The organism is Bacteroides intestinalis DSM 17393 (assembly GCF_000172175.1).
Taxonomy (GTDB): domain Bacteria; phylum Bacteroidota; class Bacteroidia; order Bacteroidales; family Bacteroidaceae; genus Bacteroides; species Bacteroides intestinalis.
On record NZ_ABJL02000007.1, the window covers coordinates 1,303,056 to 1,326,354 of the forward strand.

The 23,299-nt window shown below is 48.1% G+C and carries 15 protein-coding genes; 1 reads left to right on the plus strand and 14 read right to left on the minus strand.

The features are described from left to right. Positions 1-50: 50 nt before the first annotated feature. From BACINT_RS08830 to potA, 11 genes are all read right to left on the minus strand, one after another. The gene (locus tag BACINT_RS08830; RefSeq protein WP_007662343.1) at positions 51-2,240 is read right to left on the minus strand and encodes a glutamine synthetase III family protein; all 2,190 of its coding nucleotides are present in this window, start codon (positions 2,238-2,240) and stop codon (positions 51-53) included. 55 nt (positions 2,241-2,295) lie between these two features. Next, positions 2,296-3,735, minus strand: a complete 1,440-nt coding sequence (locus BACINT_RS08835) for an ammonium transporter (RefSeq protein ID WP_007662349.1) — start codon at positions 3,733-3,735, stop codon at positions 2,296-2,298. A gap of 105 nt (positions 3,736-3,840) precedes the next feature. Next, entirely contained in the window at positions 3,841-4,197 is a 357-nt protein-coding gene (locus BACINT_RS08840; RefSeq protein WP_007662351.1) for a P-II family nitrogen regulator, read from the minus strand. Between the two features lie 108 nt (positions 4,198-4,305). Next, the gene (locus BACINT_RS08845; protein WP_007662352.1) at positions 4,306-5,025 is read right to left on the minus strand and encodes a TorF family putative porin; all 720 of its coding nucleotides are present in this window, start codon (positions 5,023-5,025) and stop codon (positions 4,306-4,308) included. Positions 5,026-5,113: 88 nt separating this feature from the next. After that, a complete protein-coding gene (locus tag BACINT_RS08850) occupies positions 5,114-6,346 on the minus strand; it encodes an LL-diaminopimelate aminotransferase (protein ID WP_007662353.1) in 1,233 nt (410 codons plus the stop codon). Between the two features lie 83 nt (positions 6,347-6,429). Further along, on the minus strand, positions 6,430-7,248 hold the full coding sequence (dapF, locus tag BACINT_RS08855; RefSeq protein WP_007662354.1) for a diaminopimelate epimerase: 819 nt from the start codon (positions 7,246-7,248) through the stop codon (positions 6,430-6,432). 484 nt (positions 7,249-7,732) lie between these two features. Continuing rightward, a complete protein-coding gene (locus tag BACINT_RS08860; protein WP_007662355.1) occupies positions 7,733-8,497 on the minus strand; it encodes a glycerophosphodiester phosphodiesterase family protein in 765 nt (254 codons plus the stop codon). Between the two features lie 113 nt (positions 8,498-8,610). Then, complete coding sequence (locus BACINT_RS08865; protein ID WP_044154846.1) at positions 8,611-9,933, minus strand: ABC transporter substrate-binding protein; 1,323 nt, start codon at positions 9,931-9,933, stop codon at positions 8,611-8,613. A 133-nt stretch (positions 9,934-10,066) separates the two neighbouring features. Then, a complete protein-coding gene (locus BACINT_RS08870; RefSeq protein ID WP_007662358.1) occupies positions 10,067-10,858 on the minus strand; it encodes an ABC transporter permease in 792 nt (263 codons plus the stop codon). Further along, entirely contained in the window at positions 10,855-11,628 is a 774-nt protein-coding gene (locus BACINT_RS08875; RefSeq protein WP_007662359.1) for an ABC transporter permease, read from the minus strand. The genes BACINT_RS08870 and BACINT_RS08875 overlap by 4 nt, the downstream gene beginning before the upstream one ends. A gap of 16 nt (positions 11,629-11,644) precedes the next feature. Beyond that, positions 11,645-13,087, minus strand: coding sequence for a polyamine ABC transporter ATP-binding protein (gene potA / locus BACINT_RS08880; RefSeq protein ID WP_007662370.1), 1,443 nt, complete (start codon positions 13,085-13,087; stop codon positions 11,645-11,647). A 246-nt stretch (positions 13,088-13,333) separates the two neighbouring features. Here potA and BACINT_RS08885 point away from each other — a divergent pair, with 246 nt between their 5' ends. Then, positions 13,334-14,881, plus strand: a complete 1,548-nt coding sequence (locus BACINT_RS08885; protein ID WP_044154966.1) for an ATP-binding protein — start codon at positions 13,334-13,336, stop codon at positions 14,879-14,881. Positions 14,882-14,991: 110 nt separating this feature from the next. Here BACINT_RS08885 and asnB read toward each other — a convergent pair whose 3' ends face one another. The 3 genes from asnB to gltB form a co-directional block, all read right to left on the minus strand. Beyond that, entirely contained in the window at positions 14,992-16,686 is a 1,695-nt protein-coding gene (gene asnB, locus BACINT_RS08890; RefSeq protein WP_007662374.1) for an asparagine synthase B, read from the minus strand. 47 nt (positions 16,687-16,733) lie between these two features. Continuing rightward, positions 16,734-18,089, minus strand: a complete 1,356-nt coding sequence (locus tag BACINT_RS08895; protein WP_007662376.1) for a glutamate synthase subunit beta — start codon at positions 18,087-18,089, stop codon at positions 16,734-16,736. 94 nt (positions 18,090-18,183) lie between these two features. After that, a complete protein-coding gene (gltB, locus tag BACINT_RS08900) occupies positions 18,184-22,758 on the minus strand; it encodes a glutamate synthase large subunit (RefSeq protein ID WP_007662378.1) in 4,575 nt (1,524 codons plus the stop codon). Positions 22,759-23,299: the final 541 nt, after the last annotated feature.

The window sequence follows — 23,299 nt, forward strand, 5'->3', positions numbered from 1 at the left end:
AAACAACCAACAAAAGAAATAGAATGATTTATAAATCATAATCTCAAAACTTATCTTATAAACAAGAGTTCCCTGTATTTTGGCAGCGTCCACATCTGGTTGTCGACAATCAGTTCCAGCTTGTCGATATGATAACGGATCTCCTCCATTGCCGGTACGATGGTGTCGTGGTAGGCAATGGCTTTCTCGCGTTCACTTTCGATCTTGTTGGCCACTTTGCGGGCTTCGATCATGGCATCTACATGCTCTTTGATGAAGGCGGTGCGGTCGGCAATCTCTTCGATGAGTTCCAGGTTCTTGGCAGACAGTTTTGCAGCTTTGTCGCCGGGGAACAAGTCCTTCATCTTGTAAACGTTATCAATGAGATCCGTTTGATACTGCGTGGCTACCGGGATGATATGGTTCATGGCCAAATCACCTAATACACGAGCTTCAATTTGGATTTTCTTAGTGTAAGTTTCCCATTTCACTTCGTTGCGGGCTTCCAGTTCTTTCTGAGTCAGTACACCGGTATTTTCGAACATGCGGATACTTTCTGGCTTCAGATAGCTGTCGAAGATGAGAGGCACACTGGTTTCGCAATCCAGACCGCGTTTCTGGGCCTCTTCTTTCCATTCATCGCTGTAGCCGTTGCCATCAAAATGGATGGGCTTACAAATCTTGATGTATTTGCGGATAACCTCAAGGATAGCCGAAATCTTCGGTTCACCCCTTTCGATGAGCTCGTCTACATCTTTTTTGAATTCTACTAGTTGCTCGGCTACGGCGGCGTTCAGGGCAATCATGGCGCAGGCACAGTTTGCTTCCGAACCTACGGCGCGGAACTCAAAACGGTTTCCGGTGAAGGCGAACGGACTGGTGCGGTTACGGTCGGTATTGTCAATCAACAATTCCGGAATCTGCGGAATATCCAGTTTCATGCCTTGCTTGCCGCTAAGGCTTACGAGATCATCCTTTGTACTCTCTTCAATGTGTTCCAATACCTGTGACAACTGTTTGCCTAGGAAGCTGGAAATGATTGCGGGAGGCGCTTCGTTGGCACCCAGACGGTGTGCGTTGGTGGCGCTGGAAATAGCGGCCTTCAACAATCCATTGTGCTTGTAGACTGCCATTAGGGTGTTCACTACGAAAGTGATGAAACGCAGGTTCTCTTCGGGTAGTTTACCCGGTCCCATCAGTCCGATGCCTGTATCTGTACCCAATGACCAGTTGTTGTGCTTACCGCTACCGTTGACGCCTTTGAAAGGTTTTTCGTGCAGCAGTACACGGAAGCCGTGGTTGCGGGCTACTTTACGCATCAGCGCCATGACGAGCATGTTATGGTCTACAGCCAGGTTACATTCTTCGAAGATGGGGGCCAGCTCGAACTGGTTGGGGGCTACTTCATTGTGACGGGTTTTGACGGGGATACCGAGCTTCAATGCTTCAATTTCCAATTCCTTCATGAAAGCTGCCACGCGGGTAGGGATGGCACCGAAATAGTGGTCTTCCAACTGTTGGTTCTTGGCACTGTCGTGTCCCATCAGCGTGCGGCCTGTCATCAGCAGGTCAGGACGGGCGGCATACAGACCTTCGTCGATCAGGAAATATTCCTGTTCCCAACCCAGGTAGGCAACTACCTTCTTCACTTCCGGATTGAAGTAACGGCATACGTCTACGGCAGCTTTGTCTACGGCACGCAGGGCTTTCAGCAACGGAGCTTTGTAGTCCAGTGACTCACCGGTGTATGCAATGAAAATGGTCGGGATGCAGAGCGTATCATCGACGATGAAAGCCGGGGAAGAGGGATCCCATGCACTGTAACCGCGTGCCTCGAACGTATTGCGGATGCCACCGTTAGGGAAGCTGGATGCATCCGGTTCCTGCTGAACGAGCAGTTTGCCTGTGAATTCTTCCATTACACCGCCTTTGCCGTCATGCTCGATGAAAGCGTCATGCTTCTCGGCTGTACCTTCAGTCAACGGGTGGAACCAGTGGGTATAGTGGGTAACACCCATTTCGAGTGCCCATTTCTTCATACCGGCTGCCACTTCATCAGCAATGCTGCGATCCAGCGGAGCACCATTGTCGATCACGTCAATCAGTTTGGCATATACCTTACTCGGCAGATACCTGAACATCTTTTCCTTGTTGAACACATACTTGGCATAATATTCCGACGGACGTTCCGCAGGGGCTGCCACTGCAACGGGTTTCTTTTTAAACGCCGTTTCTACTACTCTGAATCTCAATTTAGACATACCTTGTAATTGTTGGTTTATAAAAACTATTTGTTAGAGTAAAAAAACTTTTTTCTTATCCGTTATAAGCTGATTCACCATGCTCGTAGATGTCGAGCCCTTCTTCTTCAACACGTTTGGAAACGCGGAGACCGTGTATCTTATCAAGTCCTTTGAAGATGAGGAATCCCATGCCGGCTGCCCATGCACCTACTACGAGGGCGCCGAATACTTGTGCTCCGAGGAATCCCCAGCCTGCACCGTAAAAGAGTCCTTCGCTGGTAGACAAGAAACCAGTGAGAATAGTACCCGTGAAACCGCAGACACCGTGTACGGAACTTGCGCCAACGGGATCGTCAATCTTCAGCACTTTATCGATGAACTCTACCGAGAATATCATCAGGATACCACAGATTGTACCGATGATGACAGCACCCAGCGGAGAAACCATATCACAGCCTGCCGTGATACCTACCAAACCTGCCAGGATACCATTCAGAGTCAGGGATAAAGATGGTTTGCTGAATTTTAACCAACTGACTACCAGTGCGAAGAAGCCTCCGGCACAAGCTGCAAGATTCGTGGTGAGGAAGACGTGTGAGATAGCCATTGCATCGTCCGTAGAGGCTGCTGCCAACTGTGAACCGGGGTTAAATCCGAACCAGCCGAACCATAAAATGAATACACCCAGCGCCGCTATGGTGAGGTTGTGTCCCGGAATAGCTCTGGATTTACCATCTTTACCGTATTTACCGATACGTGGGCCGAGGATGGCTGCGCCTACCAGCGCAATCCAGCCACCGACGGAGTGGACAATGGTGGAACCTGCGAAGTCGTGGAACGTGGTTCCGAACAGATTCATCATGAACGAATCTTCTTCGCCGTTCATCAACCAGCCGCCGCCCCAGGTCCAGTGACCGGAAATCGGATAGATCAGTACGCTGATGAAGATGGTGTAAATCAAATACATGGAGAATTTGGTACGTTCGGCCATGGCTCCTGATACGATGGTGGCTGCTGTGGCACAGAATACAGTCTGGAATACCAGGAAACCTTCTGTTGGCAATCCTCCTCCATCATAGAACGAGAGATCGAAGAAGTGAGGCATTCCTACGAAACCACCTACACCGAACATCAGTCCGAAACCGATGAACCAATAGAGCAGGCTGCCGAACATGAAATCCACGAAGTTCTTCATCAGGATGTTGGCAGTGTTCTTGACTCGGGTGAAACCGGCTTCTACCAGCGCAAAGCCCGGTTGCATGAAAAATACCAGCATAGCGGCGAGTAACATCCATACAGTGTTGAGTCCGTTTACTAATTCTCCTACGGTGTCAGGGGCTGATGATTCTACAGTAGTATCTTCTAATGTAGCTATAACAGCGGTCGTTGTAGCCGATATACTATCCGTTGCTACGGAAGTTTGTGCAAAAGTTTCTGTTGTTGTGCAGAGTGCCATAAGGACAGCAGTAGCTATCCACAGCCTGGCAATGCTGCGTTTACTATATTTATCCATAAAATCTTTTTGCTTTTAGTTGTACTTGTATTCTTTGTTTTGTTAAGTAGCTCTTACAGCTCTCTGGAGGGTGCTCTTAACTGTTGCGGTTTGATGCTGCCTGGACTATCTTTCCTGTTCGGCATTGTAGAGGGCGATGTCGCCACGTTCGGCGGTGCGGATGCGGATAGCGTCTTCTATGGGGATAACGAAGATACGTCCGTCACCGATTTCTCCGGTTTGTGCAGACCTGATGATGGCCTGCACGGTCTTTTCGGCATTCTTGTCGCGTACCACGATAGAAATCAGGATACGCTCAATGGAACTGGTGTCGTACATTACACCGCGGTAGATGCGTGCCTGACGGGATTTTCCTATCCCCCGGACGTCGTAGTAGGAGAACCATTCGATGTCCGCTTCGAGCAATGCGTCCTTTACATCCTCGAATTTTGTCTTGCGGATAATTGCTTCAATCTTTTTCATACCTTAATTAATTTACGATTTAACTTTTTCAGTTTACGAGTTGACAAGTGTCTTTCGGTGTGCCCGTTTTTTATCCTTGTCTCCTCGTTCCCTATTCTTAATCCTCTCTCAAAAACTGACTCCGAATACGAAGTATGCACCCTGCGTGTGTGGATTGAACGTCACTTGTGCAAAGGTGGGCAGCGAAAAAGAATTTGTGAATTTGATTTCTTTTTCTGCTTTCAGTGTGAGGTTGGTTACGTTAAACTTGTTGGCATACGCACCTTCCCATGGGGTAAGACCGACTTCTGCCGACCAGTCCAGGCCACCGAGTTTAAAAGGTGCGCTGATGCCTACATACGTGGAATAAGCTCTGTCACCGTTCTCCTTCGTATAATCATCTCCGGCAAAGTAAGTGTTCCAACTCAGTGCCAGCGGACCAAAATCATATCCCAGAGTGGCTTCGAAGATGTGTATCGTGCTATGTGCGCCATACTTGAAGTAATCTCCCGTATATCCGCCATCCTCTTTGTGATAGGAGAACCAGTAATCTGTAACGGATACGTTGAAACCGCCTGTATTGTAACCCAGTGTGAGGTCAATTTCCCTAGCATCTTCCTTGTCGATGCCTACCGAACCCCAGGCAGCCAGTGATAAACCTTTGTAGCTGACTCCCATGCTGGGTTGGATACTTACACCACCGCAGTCTGTTCCACGCCAGATGTAGTTGCTTACAAAATCTGCACCGACTGAGGCTTCCACTTTATCCTGTGCCTTTGCCGTGAAAGGCATTGTTGCTGATAATAGCGCGATGGCTATCATTCGGAATTTTACGCTTTTCATTTTCATACCTATTTTACCTTTTAAGTTTAGACAAATTGCGGATGATCAGTCCGGTGAAACTATAGTTTTATTTTAGTTGTTATCTTTTTCATTTTCATGCCAGCCATTTTCTGATTCGCCTCATGGCTTCCACACAATCCTCGTGATTCCCGAAAGCGGTCAGGCGGATGTAGCCTTCTCCGCTGGGGCCGAAACCTACACCGGGTGTTCCTACTACATTGGCTTCGTATAACATCTGTTCGAAAAAGCGCCAGGAACCGATGCCATTCGGTGCTTTCAGCCAGATGTAAGGAGCGTTCACGCCGCCGTACACTTTCAGTCCGGCTGCTTCCAGACCCTCTTTCATGGTTCGTGCGTTGTTCATATAGTAGTCGATGTTTTCCTTTATCTGCTGCTTGCCTGCCGGGGTGTAGATGGCTTCGGCAGCCCGTTGGGTGATGTAACTGGTACCATTAAATTTGGTACATTGACGGCGGTTCCAGAGACGGTTCAGTGGAATGCGTTCACCGGTCAGGGTGGCGGCTGTCAGCTCTTTCGGAACTACGGTGTATCCGCAACGGACTCCGGTGAATCCGGCTGTCTTCGAGAAGCTGCGGAACTCTATGGCACATTTCTTGGCGCCTTTTATTTCGTAAATGGAGTGGGGGACGTCTTCTTCCTGTATAAACGCCTCATAAGCGGCATCGAATAGAATCAGTGTGTCGTTGGCAAGTGCGTAGTCCACCCATTTTTTCAGTTGCGACTTGGTTAGCGTTGTTCCCGTCGGATTGTTCGGGTAGCAAAGGTAAACGATGTCAATCCGCTTGTCAGGTATCTCAGGAACGAAGTTGTTTTCGGCGGTACAGGGCATATAGGTCACATTGCTCCATTTGCCGTCTTCTTCCAATACTCCGGCACGACCACACATTACGTTGCTGTCTATATATACCGGGTAGATGGGGTCTGTCACTCCCACGCTGTTATCGTGGCGGAGGATATCGCCTATGTTACCCGTATCGCTTTTGGCTCCATCGTTTACGAATACTTCCGTAGGGCTAAAATGAATACCTCTCGGAGCATAATCATGTTTGATGATCGCTTCAATCAAAAAGTCATATCCCTGTTCGGGACCGTATCCGTGGAAGGTACTGGCATTTGTCATCTCATCCACTGCCCTGTGCATCGCCTCGATGCAAGCCGGTGGCAGTGGCCGGGTAACGTCTCCGATACCCAGGCGGATGACCTCTTGTTTAGGGTGCGTTATCCTGAAAGTATTCACCTTTTTAGCTATGTCTGAAAATAAGTAACTTCCCGGTAGTTTCAAAAAATGTTCGTTTACTAATGCCATACTTTCTTGTTGTTTTAAGTGCGTTATTTAATTATGAATTATAAATTATGAGTTATGAATGGGCTGCGCTGTTGGGGGGCTATTCATAATTCATCATTTATAATTACTTCCCCGTCGAATACCCGGACTGCTCCTCCCGTCATCCATACATGATCCGTTTTTTCGTCCCATTCGATGGTAAGTGAGCCTCCATCCATGATGATGTCTGTTTTTCTTCCGGATTTTCCGGTCAGTGCGGCAGCTACTGCGGTGGCACAGGCTCCGGTTCCGCAAGCTTGGGTGATGCCCGAACCTCTTTCCCAAACTCTCATCCTGATTTTCCCATGCTCCAGCACCTGGGCAAACTCTACATTGATGCGGTCGGGAAACAACGGATGATTTTCCAGTTTCGGACCGATGCTTTCGAGGTTGATATCTTTAATATCTTCTACAAAGATTACCAGGTGAGGATTTCCCATTGATACGGTGGTTCCGGTGAATTTCTGTCCGTTGGCTTCAATGGGTTGTTCTTTCATATCGGCTGGACGTCCCATATCTACGGTTACGGTGTTCACTTTTCCGTCTTCTACATGGAGCTTCAGTATTTTGATGCCCGACAGGGTGTCGAGAGTAACGGCTGTTTGGGAAGTCAGGCCATATTCATATAAGTATTTGCCGATGCAACGACTGGCGTTGCCGCACATTTTGGCTTCGGAACCATCCGCATTGAAGATGCGCATACTGAAATCTGCCTTGTCCGAACTGCCGATGAGTACCAGGCCGTCGCTTCCAATTCCTGTATGCGGGGCGCTCCATTCAACCGAAAGTTTTTCAGGGCTTTCGATGGGATATTTCAGGGTGTTTACATAAATGTAATCGTTGCCTGCTCCGTGCATCTTAGTGAATTTTATAACTCTTGTCATTTTGTACTCTGTTGGTGGATTAATCTTTCTTTTTGTTTTATCACGATGCAAAGGTACGACGTTTTGCTAAATTATTTGCAGAATACATATCTTATTTCTATTATATTTATTCATTCTTTTAATCGCTGCAAATATACGGTATTCAAGTTTCAAATTAAAAGTTTGAGGGGGCATATTTGTATAAATTGTTATTTATGGAATTATTTCCGCATATTCATTCTATGTAGGTAGTGGCGTAAATACGTGTTTTAAGTGGAAAAATGGAGTTTATGGGGTGAAAATAAAGATTTGTATATGACAGAATGAAATTGTTTTCTTCTTTTTGCTGACTAAATGATCTTTTGTATAATGCCGCACCTCAACAAGTCAAATGCCACACTTTAGCTTCTGCGATGCCATTCATTTGAGCCATCGAAGTGTGGCGTTTGAATTGTTGAGGTGTGGCATTAGGGAAGTTAAAGTGTGGCATTGGTACAGCTTGTAACTATTTCAATATCTCCTGCAATAATACTGGTTCGTTGGTGGTGATGAAATCCACTCCTTGGCTGATGAGCCATTCCATATCTTTGGCATCATTTACGGTCCAAGCATTAACCTTCATGCCAAGGTTGTGACATTCTTTGATCCACTCGGGATGTTTTTTGAAGACAGAGAAGTGGTAATCAGGACCGGCACAACCCATGTCTTTCAGTTCTTGCGGATTGAGGTCACCTTCCAGATAATATACGGGAGTACCTTTAGGAGCCAGGCGAATGAATTCTTTGGTCGCATGGCGTGAGAAAGTGATGTATTCGGTACGCTCTTCCAGTCCCATCTCCTTAATCATTTTCACAATTTGCTCTACGGCAAGCGTTTCACGTTCGGGAGTCTTGTGTGCTTTGAGTTCCAGGATAAGGCGGGTTTTCAACCCTTTGGCTTTATCGAGATATTGCTGAAGGGTAGGGAGGCTCTCACCGTTGTCGAGGGTGATAGAGGTACATTCTTTCTCGGTGGATGTTTCCATGCGGACACCTTTGAATACACCGTCATGATCTACGATAAGCTTGTTGTCGGCAGTGAGCCAGACATCGAACTCGGAGCCGTAGCAGTGGATGGAGTCAGCTTTCACCAGGGCGGCAATACTATTCTGGGCAGAACCGTCGGTCTTCCAGAAACCACGGTGGGCAATGACTTGGGTGTTTTGGGCCTGCAGGATGCCGCATGCGGCAAGAGACATAGCGGAAGCGAATAAAAGTTTTTTCAGTTTCATAGTTCCTTATTTATAATTCTGCCGCAAGGTACAAAATATGTCTGAAAAGTGATGTTTCATTTATGTTATTAATGCGAACCAGGAGATAAAGGTGTTATCTCCTGATTCTCCTATTACCTGCGTATACGGCGTCTGCGTCTGTGGTGACGTTTCTTCTGCTTATAAATGCTGATCCGTTTCCAGACAATCCACACAAACAGTATTCCGAAGACTGCAAAGATGAGAAGCACGATACCCGTATTCAGATTATCGCCTTTGACGCGGCTCCACATTTCGAGAACAAGCTCTGTGCGGTCACCGAAATCACGAATCATGGCGCAACGCTCCACGACTTTACGGTCAGGGTATTGTATCGGGTTGATCTGAACGCTGTCTGCACCGGGACCGAAGAAATAACTGAGGTCGGAGAATTGTTCAAGAGTAGTGTCGATCTTTGCCTCCATAATCTCGGGCGTTGCTACGGCACTGACATAGCCGATGGCATCCATATTGCGCAGAGCAATATCCGGTTGGCAAAGATAATTGATGAAGTAGCTGGCGGCTTTTACGTTACGGGCATACTTGGGGATAGCCCAGCCATCGTACCAGATGTTGCTGCCTTCGCGGGGAACTACATAGTCCAGGTCTACGTCTACAGCTTCCGCTTCTTCAATGGCCCAGACGGCGTCGCCACTCCAGGTAAGGTTGAGCCATGCTTTGTTTTTGGTCATCATTTCTTTGCCGAAGTCGGCTTCCCACCCGGCAATGTTGGGTTTCATATCTTTCAGGTATTGCTCTGCAAGGGCAATGGCTTCAGGGGAATTGTCGTTCATCAGTTGTTCCACGGTGATGGTGCTGTCGGCAAGTTGCCGGGCATGGGCATAAATGATGGCAGTGCCGTAGGCATCGCGGTAACTGTCTTTCATCAGAATCTTACCACGGTTGACGGCATCCCAAAGGCATCCCCAGGAGCTGACTTCTTCAAGGGTCTTGAACTTCTTGTTATAGAGTATTCCGGCGGTACCCCACATGTAGGGAACGACGTAATCATTGGTGTGGCGACCGGGCTGGCTGATCTTCTCCAACTCTTTCTGAATATACGGGGAGATGTTGGGGATATAGTCCGGAGTCTTCCCAAAATTGCGGTTGATAGGGAGGAGGAGATCTTTCTTCAACATTCGTTCGATGATGTATTCCGATGGGCATACAAGGTCGAAATCTTCCTGTCCGCGCTCAATTTTAGTGAGCATGATTTCGTTGATATCGAATACTTGGTAAATAATACGAATGTCTTCGCCTGTCTGCTCTTTGTACCAGGCAGGGAATTCGGTGAGGACTTCTTCGTCAATGTAATCTGCCCAGTTGTAGACTTTCAGTACACGGCTGCGCTTCTCACCGGAGTTGCTACAAGAGGCGAGGAGAAGGATGCAGAGGAAGAGGGATATGTATTTCTTCATTGTTGATGGAGTTTATTTGTGATAAAGTGATAGGGTGATAATGTGATAAAGTGATAGGGTGATAAAGTGCGCTATATAACGGAGTGACATCCCACTATCACTTTATCACTCTACCACCTTACCACACTATATGTTATTCTTTCTTAGAATGTTCCGCTCTCTTGTTAATAACAATCAGCAATACTAACACCGTTACAAAAATGATTGTTGACAGTGGGCGCAGTTCAGGAGTCAATCCACCCTTACGTGCGTCCGCATAGATGTATGTCGACAACGTTTCCAATCCTTCATTTCCGATAGTGAAGATCGTTACTGCGAAATCATCAATGGAAAGCGTGAAAGCAAGGATGAAACCGCTGATCATTCCCGGCAGAATTTCCGGGAAGATGACTTTGCGAAGCGCCTGGAAAGGGGTAGCTCCGAGGTCGAGGGCTGCTTCGTATACATTCTGATTCATTTTCTTCAGGCGGGGCATCACGCTAAGCACCACATAAGGGGTACAAAAAGTGATGTGTGCCAATACCACCGTAGTAAATCCCTGCGAAATGCCAAAGCTGACAAACAGCAGGAACAAGGATACACCGGTAATGATATCCGCATTCATCATCGGAATAGCATTGGTGAAATTCATCACCTGACGTGCCCGGGAGCGCAAGTTAAAGATGCCGATAGCTGCCAGACTTCCCAGCAGAGTGGATGCTGTGGCGGCAATCGTAGCAATCGCGAATGTGTTCCAGATGGCATTCATCAGCGAGTGGTGCATGCCGCCTGTAAATAGTGAACTGTATAACTTGGTAGAGAATCCTGTCCAGTTACCCAGTACCTTGGCCTCAGTGAAAGAGAAGATCATAATAATCAAGATAGGCGAATAGAGTAGGGCAAGCAGAAACCAAAGATAGCCTTTTGCCAGAATACGTGTCATCATATCACACCTCCGCTTTCATTTTGTGCACTGTCGTCCTCGTTGGTAAAGAGGGCGGTGACGCCAATCAGCAACAGCATGATGAGCGACAAGGCAGCGCCGTAGTTCCACATTCCGTTATATATATTTTCTTGTACGGTAGTACCGAACAGTTTGATGTTGTTCATTGTCAGCAACTCGGCAATGGCAAAGGTAGAAACCGTGGGCATGAAAACCATCACCACACCGCTCATGATGCCGGGCATCGAAAGGGGGAGGATCACTTTACCGAATACCTGTACAGGCGTAGCTCCCAGGTCTTGGGCTGCTTCTATCAGACTGCCATCCATCTTCTGCAACGTATTGTAGATAGGGTATATCATGAATGGCAGGAAGTTGTAGACCATACCGAATACCAAAGCTCCTTCGCCCAGCGGCAGGTTGAGGAAATCAAACAATGCCACCGTGGCAAGTGTACGTATCAGGATATTCACCCACATAGGCAGGATGAACAGCACGACCATGGTTTGGGAGGTGTTGAAGCGTTTCTGGCTGAGAATATAAGCAGCCGGATAACCGAGCAGAAGACATGCCAGAGTAGTAATGACGGCTATTCCGATGGAGTAGACGAATGTGTTGATGGCTTCGGGATGCATCATGAATTTGCGGAAGTTGGCAAACGTGAATGCGCCTTCAGCATCGGTGAAGGCATAGATCACAATGAGCAACAGGGGCATTACAACAAAGATAATGAGGAACAATGCGTAAGGAACTGTCCAGTTCCGGCGACGCATAAAGAAACGGGATATATTACTGAGCACTTCCTTTCTTATTAGCAGATTCGACAATAGGGATAGAACCGGTGGTCTGTGCCGGTGCAACAATTCGTATATTTTCGGGTGCGATGGTGATGCCGACACGGTCGCCGTCGTCCCAGACGTCAGTGGTGTCTACAAAGATATCCTCGTCCCAATCGGTAAACACGGTGAGATGGTAATGATTCCCTTTGTAAAGGATGAATTTCACTTCACCCGTCAGATGGCCGTCTTCTTCGTTATCTTCGAGGATGACGTTCCGGAAATCTATCTCTACCCGGACAGAACTGCCCGGTTCGATGTCCTGTACTTCAGTACACTCAAAGGTACAGCCGAGGAATTCAACGTGCGTGGCGTCTATGAGCTTGCCTTCGAAGCTGTTGCAGGTGCGTTCTTTCTTCATTACGTGAATGTCGAAAGGTTTCACGAGCAGACCGACTTCTCGTCCGGCTTCGAAACTGTGATAGTCCTGCACCATGAATTCGTAGCCCTCATTGGTCTGTACCATCATTTCGTAATGCACACCTTTGAAGATGCAAGAGGTGACAGTACCCGTCAGTTGGGCAGCAGCGGAAGGCTCGAATATATAGATATCTTCGGGACGGATGACTACATCGACGGGGATATTCTCTCCAAAGCCCTTGTCGACACATTCAAATTCGTGTCCGGCAAAGGATACTGCTTTGTCCTGAAGCATAAGGCCGTTCAGGATGTTACTTTCTCCGATGAAATCGGCAACGAAAGAGTTGATGGGTTCGTTGTAAATGTCTGTCGGGGTGCCTATCTGCTGGATACGGCCTTCGCTCATCACGACGATGGTGTCGCTCAGAGTAAGGGCTTCTTCCTGGTCGTGGGTAACGTAGACGAAGGTGATTCCAAGTTTCTGGTGCATCTCTTTCAACTCCATCTGCATGTCTTTACGCATTTTGAGGTCGAGAGCGGCAAGAGGCTCGTCCAGTAACAGCACTTCGGGTTCGTTGACGATGGCACGGGCGATGGCAACACGTTGTTGCTGTCCGCCGGAGAGGGAATCGACGTCACGGTCTTCGTAGTCCGTCATACCTACCATGCGGAGGGCTTGTTTCACTTTCTTGCCAATGGTGGCTTCGGGCATCTTTTTGAGTTTCAGTCCGAAAGCGATGTTGTTGTACACGTTGAGGTGGGGGAAAAGAGCATACTTCTGAAAGACGGTATTCACCGGACGTTGGTGTGGCGGTGTTTGCGTGATGTCTTTTCCGGCGATGGTGATGATACCTTCCGAGGCGGTCTGGAAACCGGCTATCAGGCGCAACAAAGTAGTCTTGCCGCAGCCGGAAGGACCCAATATCGTTACAAATTCGCCCTTACGGACAGAGAGGTTTACATCATTCAGTACGGCTTTGTCTCCGAAATATTTCGATACGTGCTCTACGCCGATGATGCAGTCAGACTTTTGCATAAGCGTTATTAAGTGTTTAACCTAAAACTAATAGAACGAATTCTGCCTTTCTAAAAAAGCGGGGACAAAGGTAGGGAATAAATTGGGAAAATGAAAGTTCTACATTCGATTTGCATTATCTTTGCCTCAAAAGCGAAGATAAGCGCATCTCGGCATAAAAAATGAATGAGTTCATTTTATTCTGCTCTCGGTTTGCATTATCTTTGTAGCATTAATGAATATTATATAGTAGAAGGAGGCAAGGACATGGGTAACAGAATATATCCCATCGGGATACAGAACTTTGAGAAGATTCGTAAAGAAGGATATGTATATGTGGATAAAACCGCATTGATGTATAAGTTGGTGAAGAGTGGGAGTTACTATTTCCTTTCCCGTCCCCGTCGTTTCGGGAAGAGTTTGCTGATTTCCACGCTCGAAGCCTATTTTGAAGGGAAACGGGACTTATTTGAAGGCTTGGCGGTGGACACTTTGGAAAAAGATTGGGTGAAGCGTCCTGTGTTGCATCTGGACTTGAATATCGGGAAATATGATACGCCGGATAGTCTGGACAAGATACTGAATGAAACGCTTGACTACTGGGAGTCACTTTACGGAACGCGTTCTGCTGAAACGACCCTTGCATTACGCTTTGCAGGAGTTGTGGGACGAGCCTATGAGCAAAGTGGTGAGCGTGTAGCCATTCTCATCGACGAATATGACAAACCCTTGCTCCAAGCTATCGGCAACGAGGAACTGCAACGCGAATTCCGCAACACTCTGAAACCTTTCTATGGCGTACTGAAAACCATGGACGGTTGCATCAAGTTTGCCTTGCTGACGGGAGTGACCAAGTTCGGCAAAGTAAGTGTGTTCAGTGACCTGAACAATCTGAATGACATCTCCATGGACGAGCCGTTCATTTCCATCTGTGGAATCACCGAAAAGGAGATACATCTTAATTTTGAAGAAGACCTGCACGAATTGGCAGCCGCGCAGAAAATGACGTATCAGGAAGTATGCAATGAACTGAAGGTCTGCTATGACGGTTACCACTTTACAGAAAACACGGACGGCATCTATAATCCTTTCAGTTTGCTGAATACATTCTTTAAGATGAAATTCGGTAACTATTGGTTTGAGACCGGAACACCCACTTACCTTGTGGAATTGTTGAAACGCAATCATTACAATTTGGAGCGCATGGCACATGAAGAAACGGATGCTGATGTGCTGAACTGTATTTATGGCGACAACGAACCTATACCAGTTATTTTCCAAAGCGGTTATCTCACGATAAAGGGGTATGACAAACGTTTCGGGCTTTACCGTCTTGGTTTCCCAAACCGGGAAGTAGAAGAGGGCTTTATCAGATTTCTGATGCCGTTTTATACCCGTTTTAACCAGTTAGAAGCACCGTTTGAGATACAAAAATTTGTCCGTGAGATAGAGATGGGCCAACCTAACGCTTTCTTTAAGAGGCTGCAAAGCTTCTTTGCCGACACACCTTATGAATTAGTGAAAGACTTGGAATTACATTATCAGAATGTACTGTTTATCGTCTTCAAACTGGTAGGTTTCTATACACAGGCGGAGTATCACACTTCGGAAGGGCGGGTGGATTTGGTGGTGAAGACTGCTGATTACATTTATGTCATGGAATTCAAGCTGGAAGGTACTGCTGAGGAGGCTTTACAGCAGATAGAAGAAAAGCAGTATGCTCTTCCCTTTGAGGCAGACCCGAGGAAATTATTCAAAATAGGGGTGAACTTCAGTAATAAAACAAGGAATATAGAGAAGTGGGTTGTTGAGTGACAGAATGCCACATCTAAACAAACGCAATGCCACACTTTATGATCGTTGAAGTGTGGCATTGCGTTTGTTTAGATGTGGCATTTTACCTGCTGAAGTGTGGCATTACAATTTCATAATGTGTATGCCGCTTCGTGCACATCTGCCACCGCCCGTCCGCTCGGATCATTTTTCCCTTGCAACGTCGCATCCCAGGCGAGTGCTTCAGCAGTGGAGCAAGCCACGCTTGGCACACTGGGCACGCTTCGGGCAGCCGACTGACTGGGGAAGTGTTCCTCGAAAATGCTACGATAGTAATATTCCTCCTTATTCTGTGGCGGATTGATGGGAAACCGTTCGGCAGCATGTTCCATCTGATGGTCGGTCACGGCGGCAGAAGTAATGGCCTTCAGTGTATCGATCCAATTGTAACCGACGCCATCGGAGAACTGCTCTTTTTGCCGCCAGGCAACACTCTGAGGCAGCATATCTTGAAAAGCTTCGCGCACAATGCGTTTCTCTACTTCTTTACCCGGACACATCTTGACGGCAGGGCTGAGGCTCATTGCCACATCCAGAAACTCTTTATCGAGGAAGGGAACACGACCTTCCACCCCCCAGGCAGCAAGGCTCTTATTGGCACGCAGACAGTCGTATAAGTGCAGTTTGGAGAGCTTACGGATCGTTTCTTCGTGGAAAGCCTGCGGTGTGGGGGCTTTGTGGAAGTAGAGATAACCCCCGAAAACCTCATCGGCACCTTCACCACTAAGCACCATCTTGATGCCCATAGACTTGATGACACGTGCCAACAGGTACATCGGTGTGGAGGCACGCACAGTGGTAACGTCGTATGTTTCGATAAAGTAGATGACATCACGCAAGGCATCGAGCCCTTCCTGAATGGTATAATTGATTTCATGGTGAACAGTGCCGATGTATTCCGCCACTTCACGGGCTTTAACCAAGTCCGGTGCACCGTGCAGGCCAACAGCAAAGGAGTGGAGTTGAGGCCACCAGGCTTCGCTCTGGTTATCGGTTTCAATACGCTTGCGGGCATACTTCTTGGCAATGGCGGAGATGACGGAAGAGTCGAGCCCACCACTGAGCAGAACACCGTAAGGAACATCGGACATTAACTGACGTTGCACGGCAGCTTCAAGGGAGAGTTTTACGCTGTTGATTTCCGGTTGGGTAGCCCGGCGGGCGGTGGTGTCATTGGCTTTGACGGCGGCATAATCGGTCCAAGGGCGCTGATACCAACGGTGCATTTTCCCTTCGCGTCCCCAGAAGTAATGTCCGGGTAGAAAAGGCTCGTAGGCATCACAGAAACCTTCAAGAGCTTTCAGTTCGCTACCGACGTAGATATGTCCCTGGTCGTCACGACCGATATAAAGAGGGATTACCCCGATAGGGTCACGGGCAATCAGGTAATCGTCTGTTTCCTCATCGTAAAGGGCAAAGGCAAAGATACCGTTCAATTCTTCAAGGAAATGAATGCCTTTATCCTTATATAATGCGAGGATGACTTCACAGTCCGATCCTGTACGGAAAGCATATTTGCCGGCGTAGCGGGAACGGATTTCCCGGTGATTATAGATCTCACCGTTGACGGCAAGGATTTGCTTGCCATCCGGAGAGTACAAAGGTTGTCCGCCACTTTCCGGATCGACGATGGAAAGACGTTCGTGAGCCAGGATGGCACTGCCGCCTACATAAATACCACTCCAGTCCGGTCCGCGATGACGGATTTTCTGCGCCATTCGAAGCGCCTTATTTCTCAATTCCTGGGATTGAGATTTGATATTGAAGATACCTACGATTCCACACATGATGATTAATTATTAATTATAAATTATGAATTGTGGTGGATGACTTTTTATCTGCGTCCTTCGCCCCCCAAAAAAAACTCTGAAACTCGTTGCGCTACTCTCCGTCCGTCCGCAAGTGCATGCACCACAAGGCTGGCACCACGTGCCGCATCACCTGCCACGAACACATTTTCCGGAAATTCAGGCTGTTCCGGTTTCAGGAAGCCCATGGCCAGAAGTACCATATCGGCGTCTATCACTTCCTTCTTTCCGGTAGGCTTCATGGTAGGGCGTCCACCATCCTGAACCGGAATCCATTCCACTTCTTCCACCTCTACACCGCAGACTTTTCCATTCTTGCCAATAAACTGATTGGATGCCAGCGACCAGCGGCGCGTGCAACCTTCTTCGTGACTTGAAGTCGTCTTCAGCACAATGGGCCATTGCGGCCAAGGAGTAGCGTCATTGTGACCTACGGGAGGCTGTGGCATGATCTCAATCTGTGTTACACTCACGGCTCCCTGGCGGATGCTCGTACCGATACAATCCGATCCTGTATCACCGCCACCGATGACGAGAACCCGTTTGCCTTTGGCATTTACCAGACGGTCTTTCGGGAACGTTTCTCCATCGAGAATCTGATTTTGCTGGGACAGCATTTCAAGGGCAAGATAAATACCTTTCAGTTCGCGTCCGGGAATGTTGAGGTCGCGTGCCTGCGGTGTCCCGGTGCAGATGCAGTAGGCATCAAAGCCGGCAGGGAGTTTCTGTACATCTACCGTTACGCCCATTTCGAACTTGATGCCTTCGGCTTCAAGTACTCCCATCCGGCGGTCGATTACTGCTTTATCGAGTTTAAAATTAGGAATACCATAGCGTAGTAATCCGCCGGGCATGGGTTTGCTGTCAAAAAGGGTTACTTCATAGCCTTTAGCATTCAGCCGGCAGGCGGCGGAGAGTCCCGCAGGACCTGCACCGATAATGGCAACCCGCTTTCCATTACGTTCGGGCTGAATGGGCACGATGTAACCTTCGCGAAAAGCCGCTTCGGCAATAGCTGCCTCGTTTTCACGAATGGTGACAGGCTCATCGCACGAAAGCTTCAGTACGCACGACTTTTCGCAAAGTGCCGGACAGATGCGTCCGGTAAATTCGGGGAAGTCGTTTGTGGCGGCGAGCACTTCGTATGCTTCACGCCATTTACCTTTATAAAGTGCATCCTGAAATTCTGGCTGTTTATTGCCTAATGGGCACGCCCAGTGACAGAAGGGTACACCGCAATCCATGCAACGTGATGCCTGGAGTTTGCGTTCGTGACTGTTTAAAGTTTGCTCCACCTGACTGAAGTCGGTGATACGTTCGTGGACAGGACGGTATCCCGCTTCCTGTCGTGGTATGTTTAAGAATGCTTTTGGATTTCCCATTATACTATTCTTTAGTTTGACTAAGTAAATGTTTGTAATTAGTTTGTTTGCATAATTAAGTAGGCGACTAAACAGTAATTGTCAACTGTCAATTCTAATAATCTCTCTGCATCTCTGCAATCTTCTGTTGCAGTTTCCGCATTTGCTCCTCTTGCAACACCTTTTTGTACTCGATGGGGACTATCTGGATAAACTCATCCACATATCGGTTCCAGTCATCAAGCATGATGCGTGCCAAGTTGGAGCCTGTATAGAGGTAGTGCTGACGAATGAGTTCGTGCAATTCCTTACGATAGGATGCTTCTTCTATGAGGCTTAGTTCCACCATTTCCATATTGCAGAAATAATCGAAGTTTCCATCCTTATTCCACACGTATGCTACACCGCCCGACATACCGGCTGCGAAGTTACGCCCTGTTGAACCGAGGACTACCACACGACCGCCCGTCATGTACTCGCAACAATGATCGCCTACACCCTCTACAACGGCAATGGCACCGGAATTACGGACAGCGAAACGCTCGCCTACGCGCCCATTGATGTAAACTTCACCACTGGTTGCGCCATAGAGCAAGGTATTTCCTGCAATCGTATTCTTCTCGGCCTGGAAGTTAGAGCGTACCGGAGGCAACACAGCAATCCGTCCGCCCGAAAGACCTTTGCCGAGGTAATCGTTCGCTTCACCTTCCAGTTTGAAGTTGACACCCGGTACAAGGAATGCACCGAAACTTTGTCCTGCAGAACCTTTGAACTTTACGTTCAACGTATGTTCCGGCAGTCCCGCTTCACCGTACTTCGCGGCAATGGTGCCCGAAAGCATGGCTCCGCAAGCACGATCTGTATTGGCAATCGTATATTCCAGTGAGATTTCTTTCTGGTTTTCCAGAGCTTCAGTAGCGGCATGCAGCATCTCAACGTCTTTTACGTGGTCGATGCCATGTTGCTGGTCGATGGTGTGACGGATGGCTGCACCATTATCAACGCGTGCCAGTATTTGGTCGAAAGTAATCAGGGATTGCTTAGGGGATTCGTTTTCTGACTTGCGGATAATAAGATCCGTGCGTCCGATGATGTCATCCATACGTTCCACACCGATTTCGGCGAGATACTCCCGCACTTCCTGTGCCAGGAAAGTGAAGAAGTTCACCAGGTATTCGCTACGTCCGTGGAAGCGTCGGCGAAGTTCCTCATTTTGCGTCGCCACACCTACAGGGCAGGTATTCTGGTGGCATTTACGCATCATGACGCAGCCCAGTACAATCAAAGCGCTGGTTGCAAAACCGAACTCTTCGGCACCCAGCATCGCCATCAGTACGATGTCACGACCGGTTTTCAGTTGTCCGTCCACTTGCAGCATCACTTGCCCGCGCAGACCGTTCAGTACAAGGGTCTGTTGCGTTTCACTCAGTCCCAGTTCAGGAGAGATACCGGCATAGCGGATACTGGAGGCAGGAGAAGCCCCCGTGCCTCCTTCCGCACCGGAGATGACAATAAGGTCGGCTTTTGCTTTGGCCACTCCGGCTGCAATGGTTCCTACGCCGCTTTCGGCTACCAGTTTCACACTGATCTTGGCACGGGGATTTACATTCTTCAGGTCGAAGATTAACTGTGCCAAGTCCTCAATAGAATAAATGTCGTGATGGGGCGGGGGAGAAATCAATGAAATGCCGGGAATGGAGTGACGTGTTTTAGCAATCACCTGATCTACTTTAAAGCCCGGCAACTGACCGCCTTCACCCGGTTTGGCCCCTTGTGCCACTTTGATTTGTATTTCATCGGCGTTCACCAGATACTCCGTTGTTACGCCGAAACGTCCCGAAGCCACCTGCTTGATGGCACTACGCAGACTGGTTCCGTCTTCGCGGGGCGTAAAGCGTGCGCTGTCTTCGCCTCCCTCACCTGTGTTGCTGCGTCCGTGAATCCGGTTCATGGCAATGGCCATTGCCTCATGCGCTTCTTTGCTGATAGACCCATAACTCATGGCACCCGTCACAAAGCGGTGCATGATGCTTTCTACCGGTTCAACCTTATCTATAGAAATGGGGGCACGGCGGAAATCCAGGAAGTCGCGCAGGAAGATAGGCGCTTCTTTTCCATCTACCAGACTGGTGAATTCTTTGAATTTCTTATAGCTGCCCAAGCGTGTGGCGAGTTGTAAGGTAGAAATGGTTTCCGGATTCCAGGCATGTTTTTCTCCGTCTTTACGGAAAGCATACAAACCGTTGTTGGGGAGTAATCCGTCTACCTGTGCGGCAAAGCCTGCATCGTGGAATGCTATTGCATCGTGTGCCACTTCATCCAGCCGGATACCGCCTATAGTGGATCTCAACCCGCCGAAATAAGCATTGCTGAGCTCTTCACTCAAACCTACGGCTTCGAATATTTTCGCTCCCCGATACGAGCGGATGGTACTGATACCCATTTTACTCATAATCTTGAACAGTCCCTTGCAGATGGCTTTGATATATTTCTTTTCGGCAGTGGCATAATCCAACTGGATTTCTTCCTTCGCCACCAGCTTGTCGATCACGGCGAATGCCATGTAAGGGTTCAGGGCGCTGGCGCCAAATCCCAGTAATAGGGCTGCGTGCATCACCTCGCGTATTTCGCCGCTTTCCACTACCAATGCCGTCTGTACGCGTTTTCCTACCGAAATCAGGTGGTGGTGCACTGCGCTTACTGCCAGCAGGGAGGGGATAGCCGCATGAGTGGCATCCACATCACGGTCGCTTAGTACAATGTAGTTCACCCCTTCGCTGACGGACTCTTCCGCTTGCTTGCAAAGTGCTGTGAGTGCTTCCTGCAATCCGGCACGCCCCTTTGCCACTTCAAACAGCAAGGGTAGTTTCACCGTTTTGAAACCTTTGTAGCGGATGTTGCAAAGAATATCCAGTTGTGCATTGCTCAGGATGGGATGGTTGAGGCGCACCATCTTGCAATGGCTTTCGCTGGGTGTCAGGATGTTCATGCCCACGGCGCCGATATATTCCGTCAGTGACATTACCAGTTCCTCGCGTATAGGGTCGATAGGCGGATTGGTGACTTGTGCAAACTGCTGGCGGAAGTAGTTGTACAGCAGTTGCGGCTTATCCGAAAGCACGGCAAGCGGCGTATCATTCCCCATTGAGTTGATAGGCTCGGCACCTGTGGTACACATCGGAACGATGAGCCGCTCCACATCTTCCTTGGAATAGCCGAAGGTGCGCAGCATCCTCTCGTAATCGGGCACAGTGTGCGCTACCTTACGGCCGCTTTTCAGCTCATCCAGTTCGATGCGGTTTGTTGCCAGCCAACTACGGTAAGGCTTGGCTTCGGCCAACTGTTTTTTCAATTCCCCGTCGTAGTAGATTTCGCCTTTTTCGGTATCTACCAGTAGTATCTTACCCGGTTGCAGGCGTCCTTTCTCTTTGATGTCTCCCGGTTCGAAATCCATCACGCCCACTTCGCTGGCAACTACCATCATGTCGTTGTGCGTAATTAAATAACGTGCAGGACGCAGTCCGTTACGGTCGAGCATACCGCCTGCAAAACGCCCGTCGCTGAACAGCAAGGCAGCAGGGCCATCCCATGGTTCCATCAGGATGGAATGGTATTCATAGAATGCTTTCAGGTCTTCGCTGATGGGGTTCTTTTCATTGAAAGATTCCGGCACCAGCATGGCCATGGCGTGCGGCAGGCTGAGACCTGACATAACGAGGAATTCCAATACATTGTCCAGTGAGGCACTGTCGCTCATTCCCGGCTGAATGATAGGGCGTATCTCTCTGATGTCGCCCAGGACGGGAGAGGAGAGCACACTTTCGCGGGCTTCCATCCAACCCCGGTTACCGCGGATGGTATTGATTTCGCCGTTGTGCGCCAAGAGGCGGAACGGTTGTGCCAGTCCCCAGGTAGGGAAGGTGTTAGTGCTAAAGCGGGAGTGCACCAGTGCTATGCCGCTGGTGAAGTAGGGGTTTGTCAGATCGGGGAAGTAGCCTCGCAGTTGCAGTGAAGAGAGCATACCTTTATAGATGATGTTCTTCGTGGATAGGGAGACAACGTAGAAATCCTCGCGCGTGGCAATATCCGATTTGCGTACTTTGTTTTCTATTCTTTTTCTTATGAGATAGAGTTTACGGTCGGCTGTCTCGCTTTCCGTAAATCCGGTGATGAAAATCTGTTTGATATCCGGTTCGTTGGCAAGTGCCGATTCTCCCAGAATTTCTGGACAAGTGGGCACATTGCGCAGGTGCATCAATGTCAATCCTTCTTTTTCAATCTCTTCGATGATAATACTTAAGATAGCACCTTGGTCTTTCTCGTCTTTCGGCAGAAAGAGAAGACCTGTACCGTATTTCCCTTTTTCGGGGACAGGAATACCCTGCAAAAGAATAAACTCATGCGGGATTTGCAGCAGGATGCCGGCACCGTCTCCGGTTTTGTTATCCGCACCTTCGGCACCCCGGTGACGCATGTTCTCCAACACCTTCAATGCAGACTCTACCAGTTCGTGTGACTTGCCTCCATGTATGTTCACTAACATACCGACACCACAAGCGTCATGCTCGTTCTCTGCATCATACAAGCCCAACTGCCTGGGCTGTCGTTGATATACAGGATGTTGGCTTTCTTCCTTTCCCTGTTGTCCGGCTTTTCTCTTTGTTTCGTTGTTAAAAAGTTCTTCTTTCATCTTTTTAAGTTTACTTTATTCTGTAGCAATACCCATTATTGCTGTCAAAATGTTTGGCAAAAGTATTAATTTAATTTCAAATTGGTATTATAATGCTTGTTTTTGTGACTTGCAAAATATCTGTTTATTGGAACTGTGTTTTAGATTGAAATAAAATACGTGCTTTTGTGTTTTAGATTGAAATAAAATATATGCTTTGTGTTTTATATTGCAAGTATGCCTTTCTCTCGTTCGAGAAATTGTCATATTGCCATAATGCCAAATAGCCAAAGAGGAAGTGCATGACATTTTTTTCGTTTCGTCCTTGTCCGGATATAACCAAGTCCGTACCAACTCCGTGTCAAGTCCATACCAACTCCGTACCAAGTTCGTTCCTATAGATACGGAGATGGTACGGACTTGATACAGTGTTGATATGGGTTTAACATGGATTTAGTCTCTTTACCCGTTGGTGGAATTAACTTCTTTCTGCTGGGATATGAATAAAATGTGATAAGGTGATAAGGTGGTAGTGGGATAACATTCTGTGATATATAGCGCA

Bases quoted from the DNA above. Each gene is read 5' to 3' on its own strand.
- BACINT_RS08830 (WP_007662343.1), bottom strand. From the start codon at position 2,240: ATGTCTAAATTGAGATTCAGAGTAGTAGAAACGGCGTTTAAAAAGAAA.
- BACINT_RS08835 (WP_007662349.1), bottom strand. From the start codon at position 3,735: ATGGATAAATATAGTAAACGCAGCATTGCCAGGCTGTGGATAGCTACT.
- BACINT_RS08840 (WP_007662351.1), bottom strand. From the start codon at position 4,197: ATGAAAAAGATTGAAGCAATTATCCGCAAGACAAAATTCGAGGATGTA.
- BACINT_RS08845 (WP_007662352.1), bottom strand. From the start codon at position 5,025: ATGAAAATGAAAAGCGTAAAATTCCGAATGATAGCCATCGCGCTATTA.
- BACINT_RS08850 (WP_007662353.1), bottom strand. From the start codon at position 6,346: ATGGCATTAGTAAACGAACATTTTTTGAAACTACCGGGAAGTTACTTA.
- dapF (WP_007662354.1), bottom strand. From the start codon at position 7,248: ATGACAAGAGTTATAAAATTCACTAAGATGCACGGAGCAGGCAACGAT.
- BACINT_RS08860 (WP_007662355.1), bottom strand. From the start codon at position 8,497: ATGAAACTGAAAAAACTTTTATTCGCTTCCGCTATGTCTCTTGCCGCA.
- BACINT_RS08865 (WP_044154846.1), bottom strand. From the start codon at position 9,933: ATGAAGAAATACATATCCCTCTTCCTCTGCATCCTTCTCCTCGCCTCT.
- BACINT_RS08870 (WP_007662358.1), bottom strand. From the start codon at position 10,858: ATGATGACACGTATTCTGGCAAAAGGCTATCTTTGGTTTCTGCTTGCC.
- BACINT_RS08875 (WP_007662359.1), bottom strand. From the start codon at position 11,628: ATGCGTCGCCGGAACTGGACAGTTCCTTACGCATTGTTCCTCATTATC.
- potA (WP_007662370.1), bottom strand. From the start codon at position 13,087: ATGCAAAAGTCTGACTGCATCATCGGCGTAGAGCACGTATCGAAATAT.
- BACINT_RS08885 (WP_044154966.1), top strand. From the start codon at position 13,334: ATGGGTAACAGAATATATCCCATCGGGATACAGAACTTTGAGAAGATT.
- asnB (WP_007662374.1), bottom strand. From the start codon at position 16,686: ATGTGTGGAATCGTAGGTATCTTCAATATCAAATCTCAATCCCAGGAA.
- BACINT_RS08895 (WP_007662376.1), bottom strand. From the start codon at position 18,089: ATGGGAAATCCAAAAGCATTCTTAAACATACCACGACAGGAAGCGGGA.
- gltB (WP_007662378.1), bottom strand. From the start codon at position 22,758: ATGAAAGAAGAACTTTTTAACAACGAAACAAAGAGAAAAGCCGGACAA.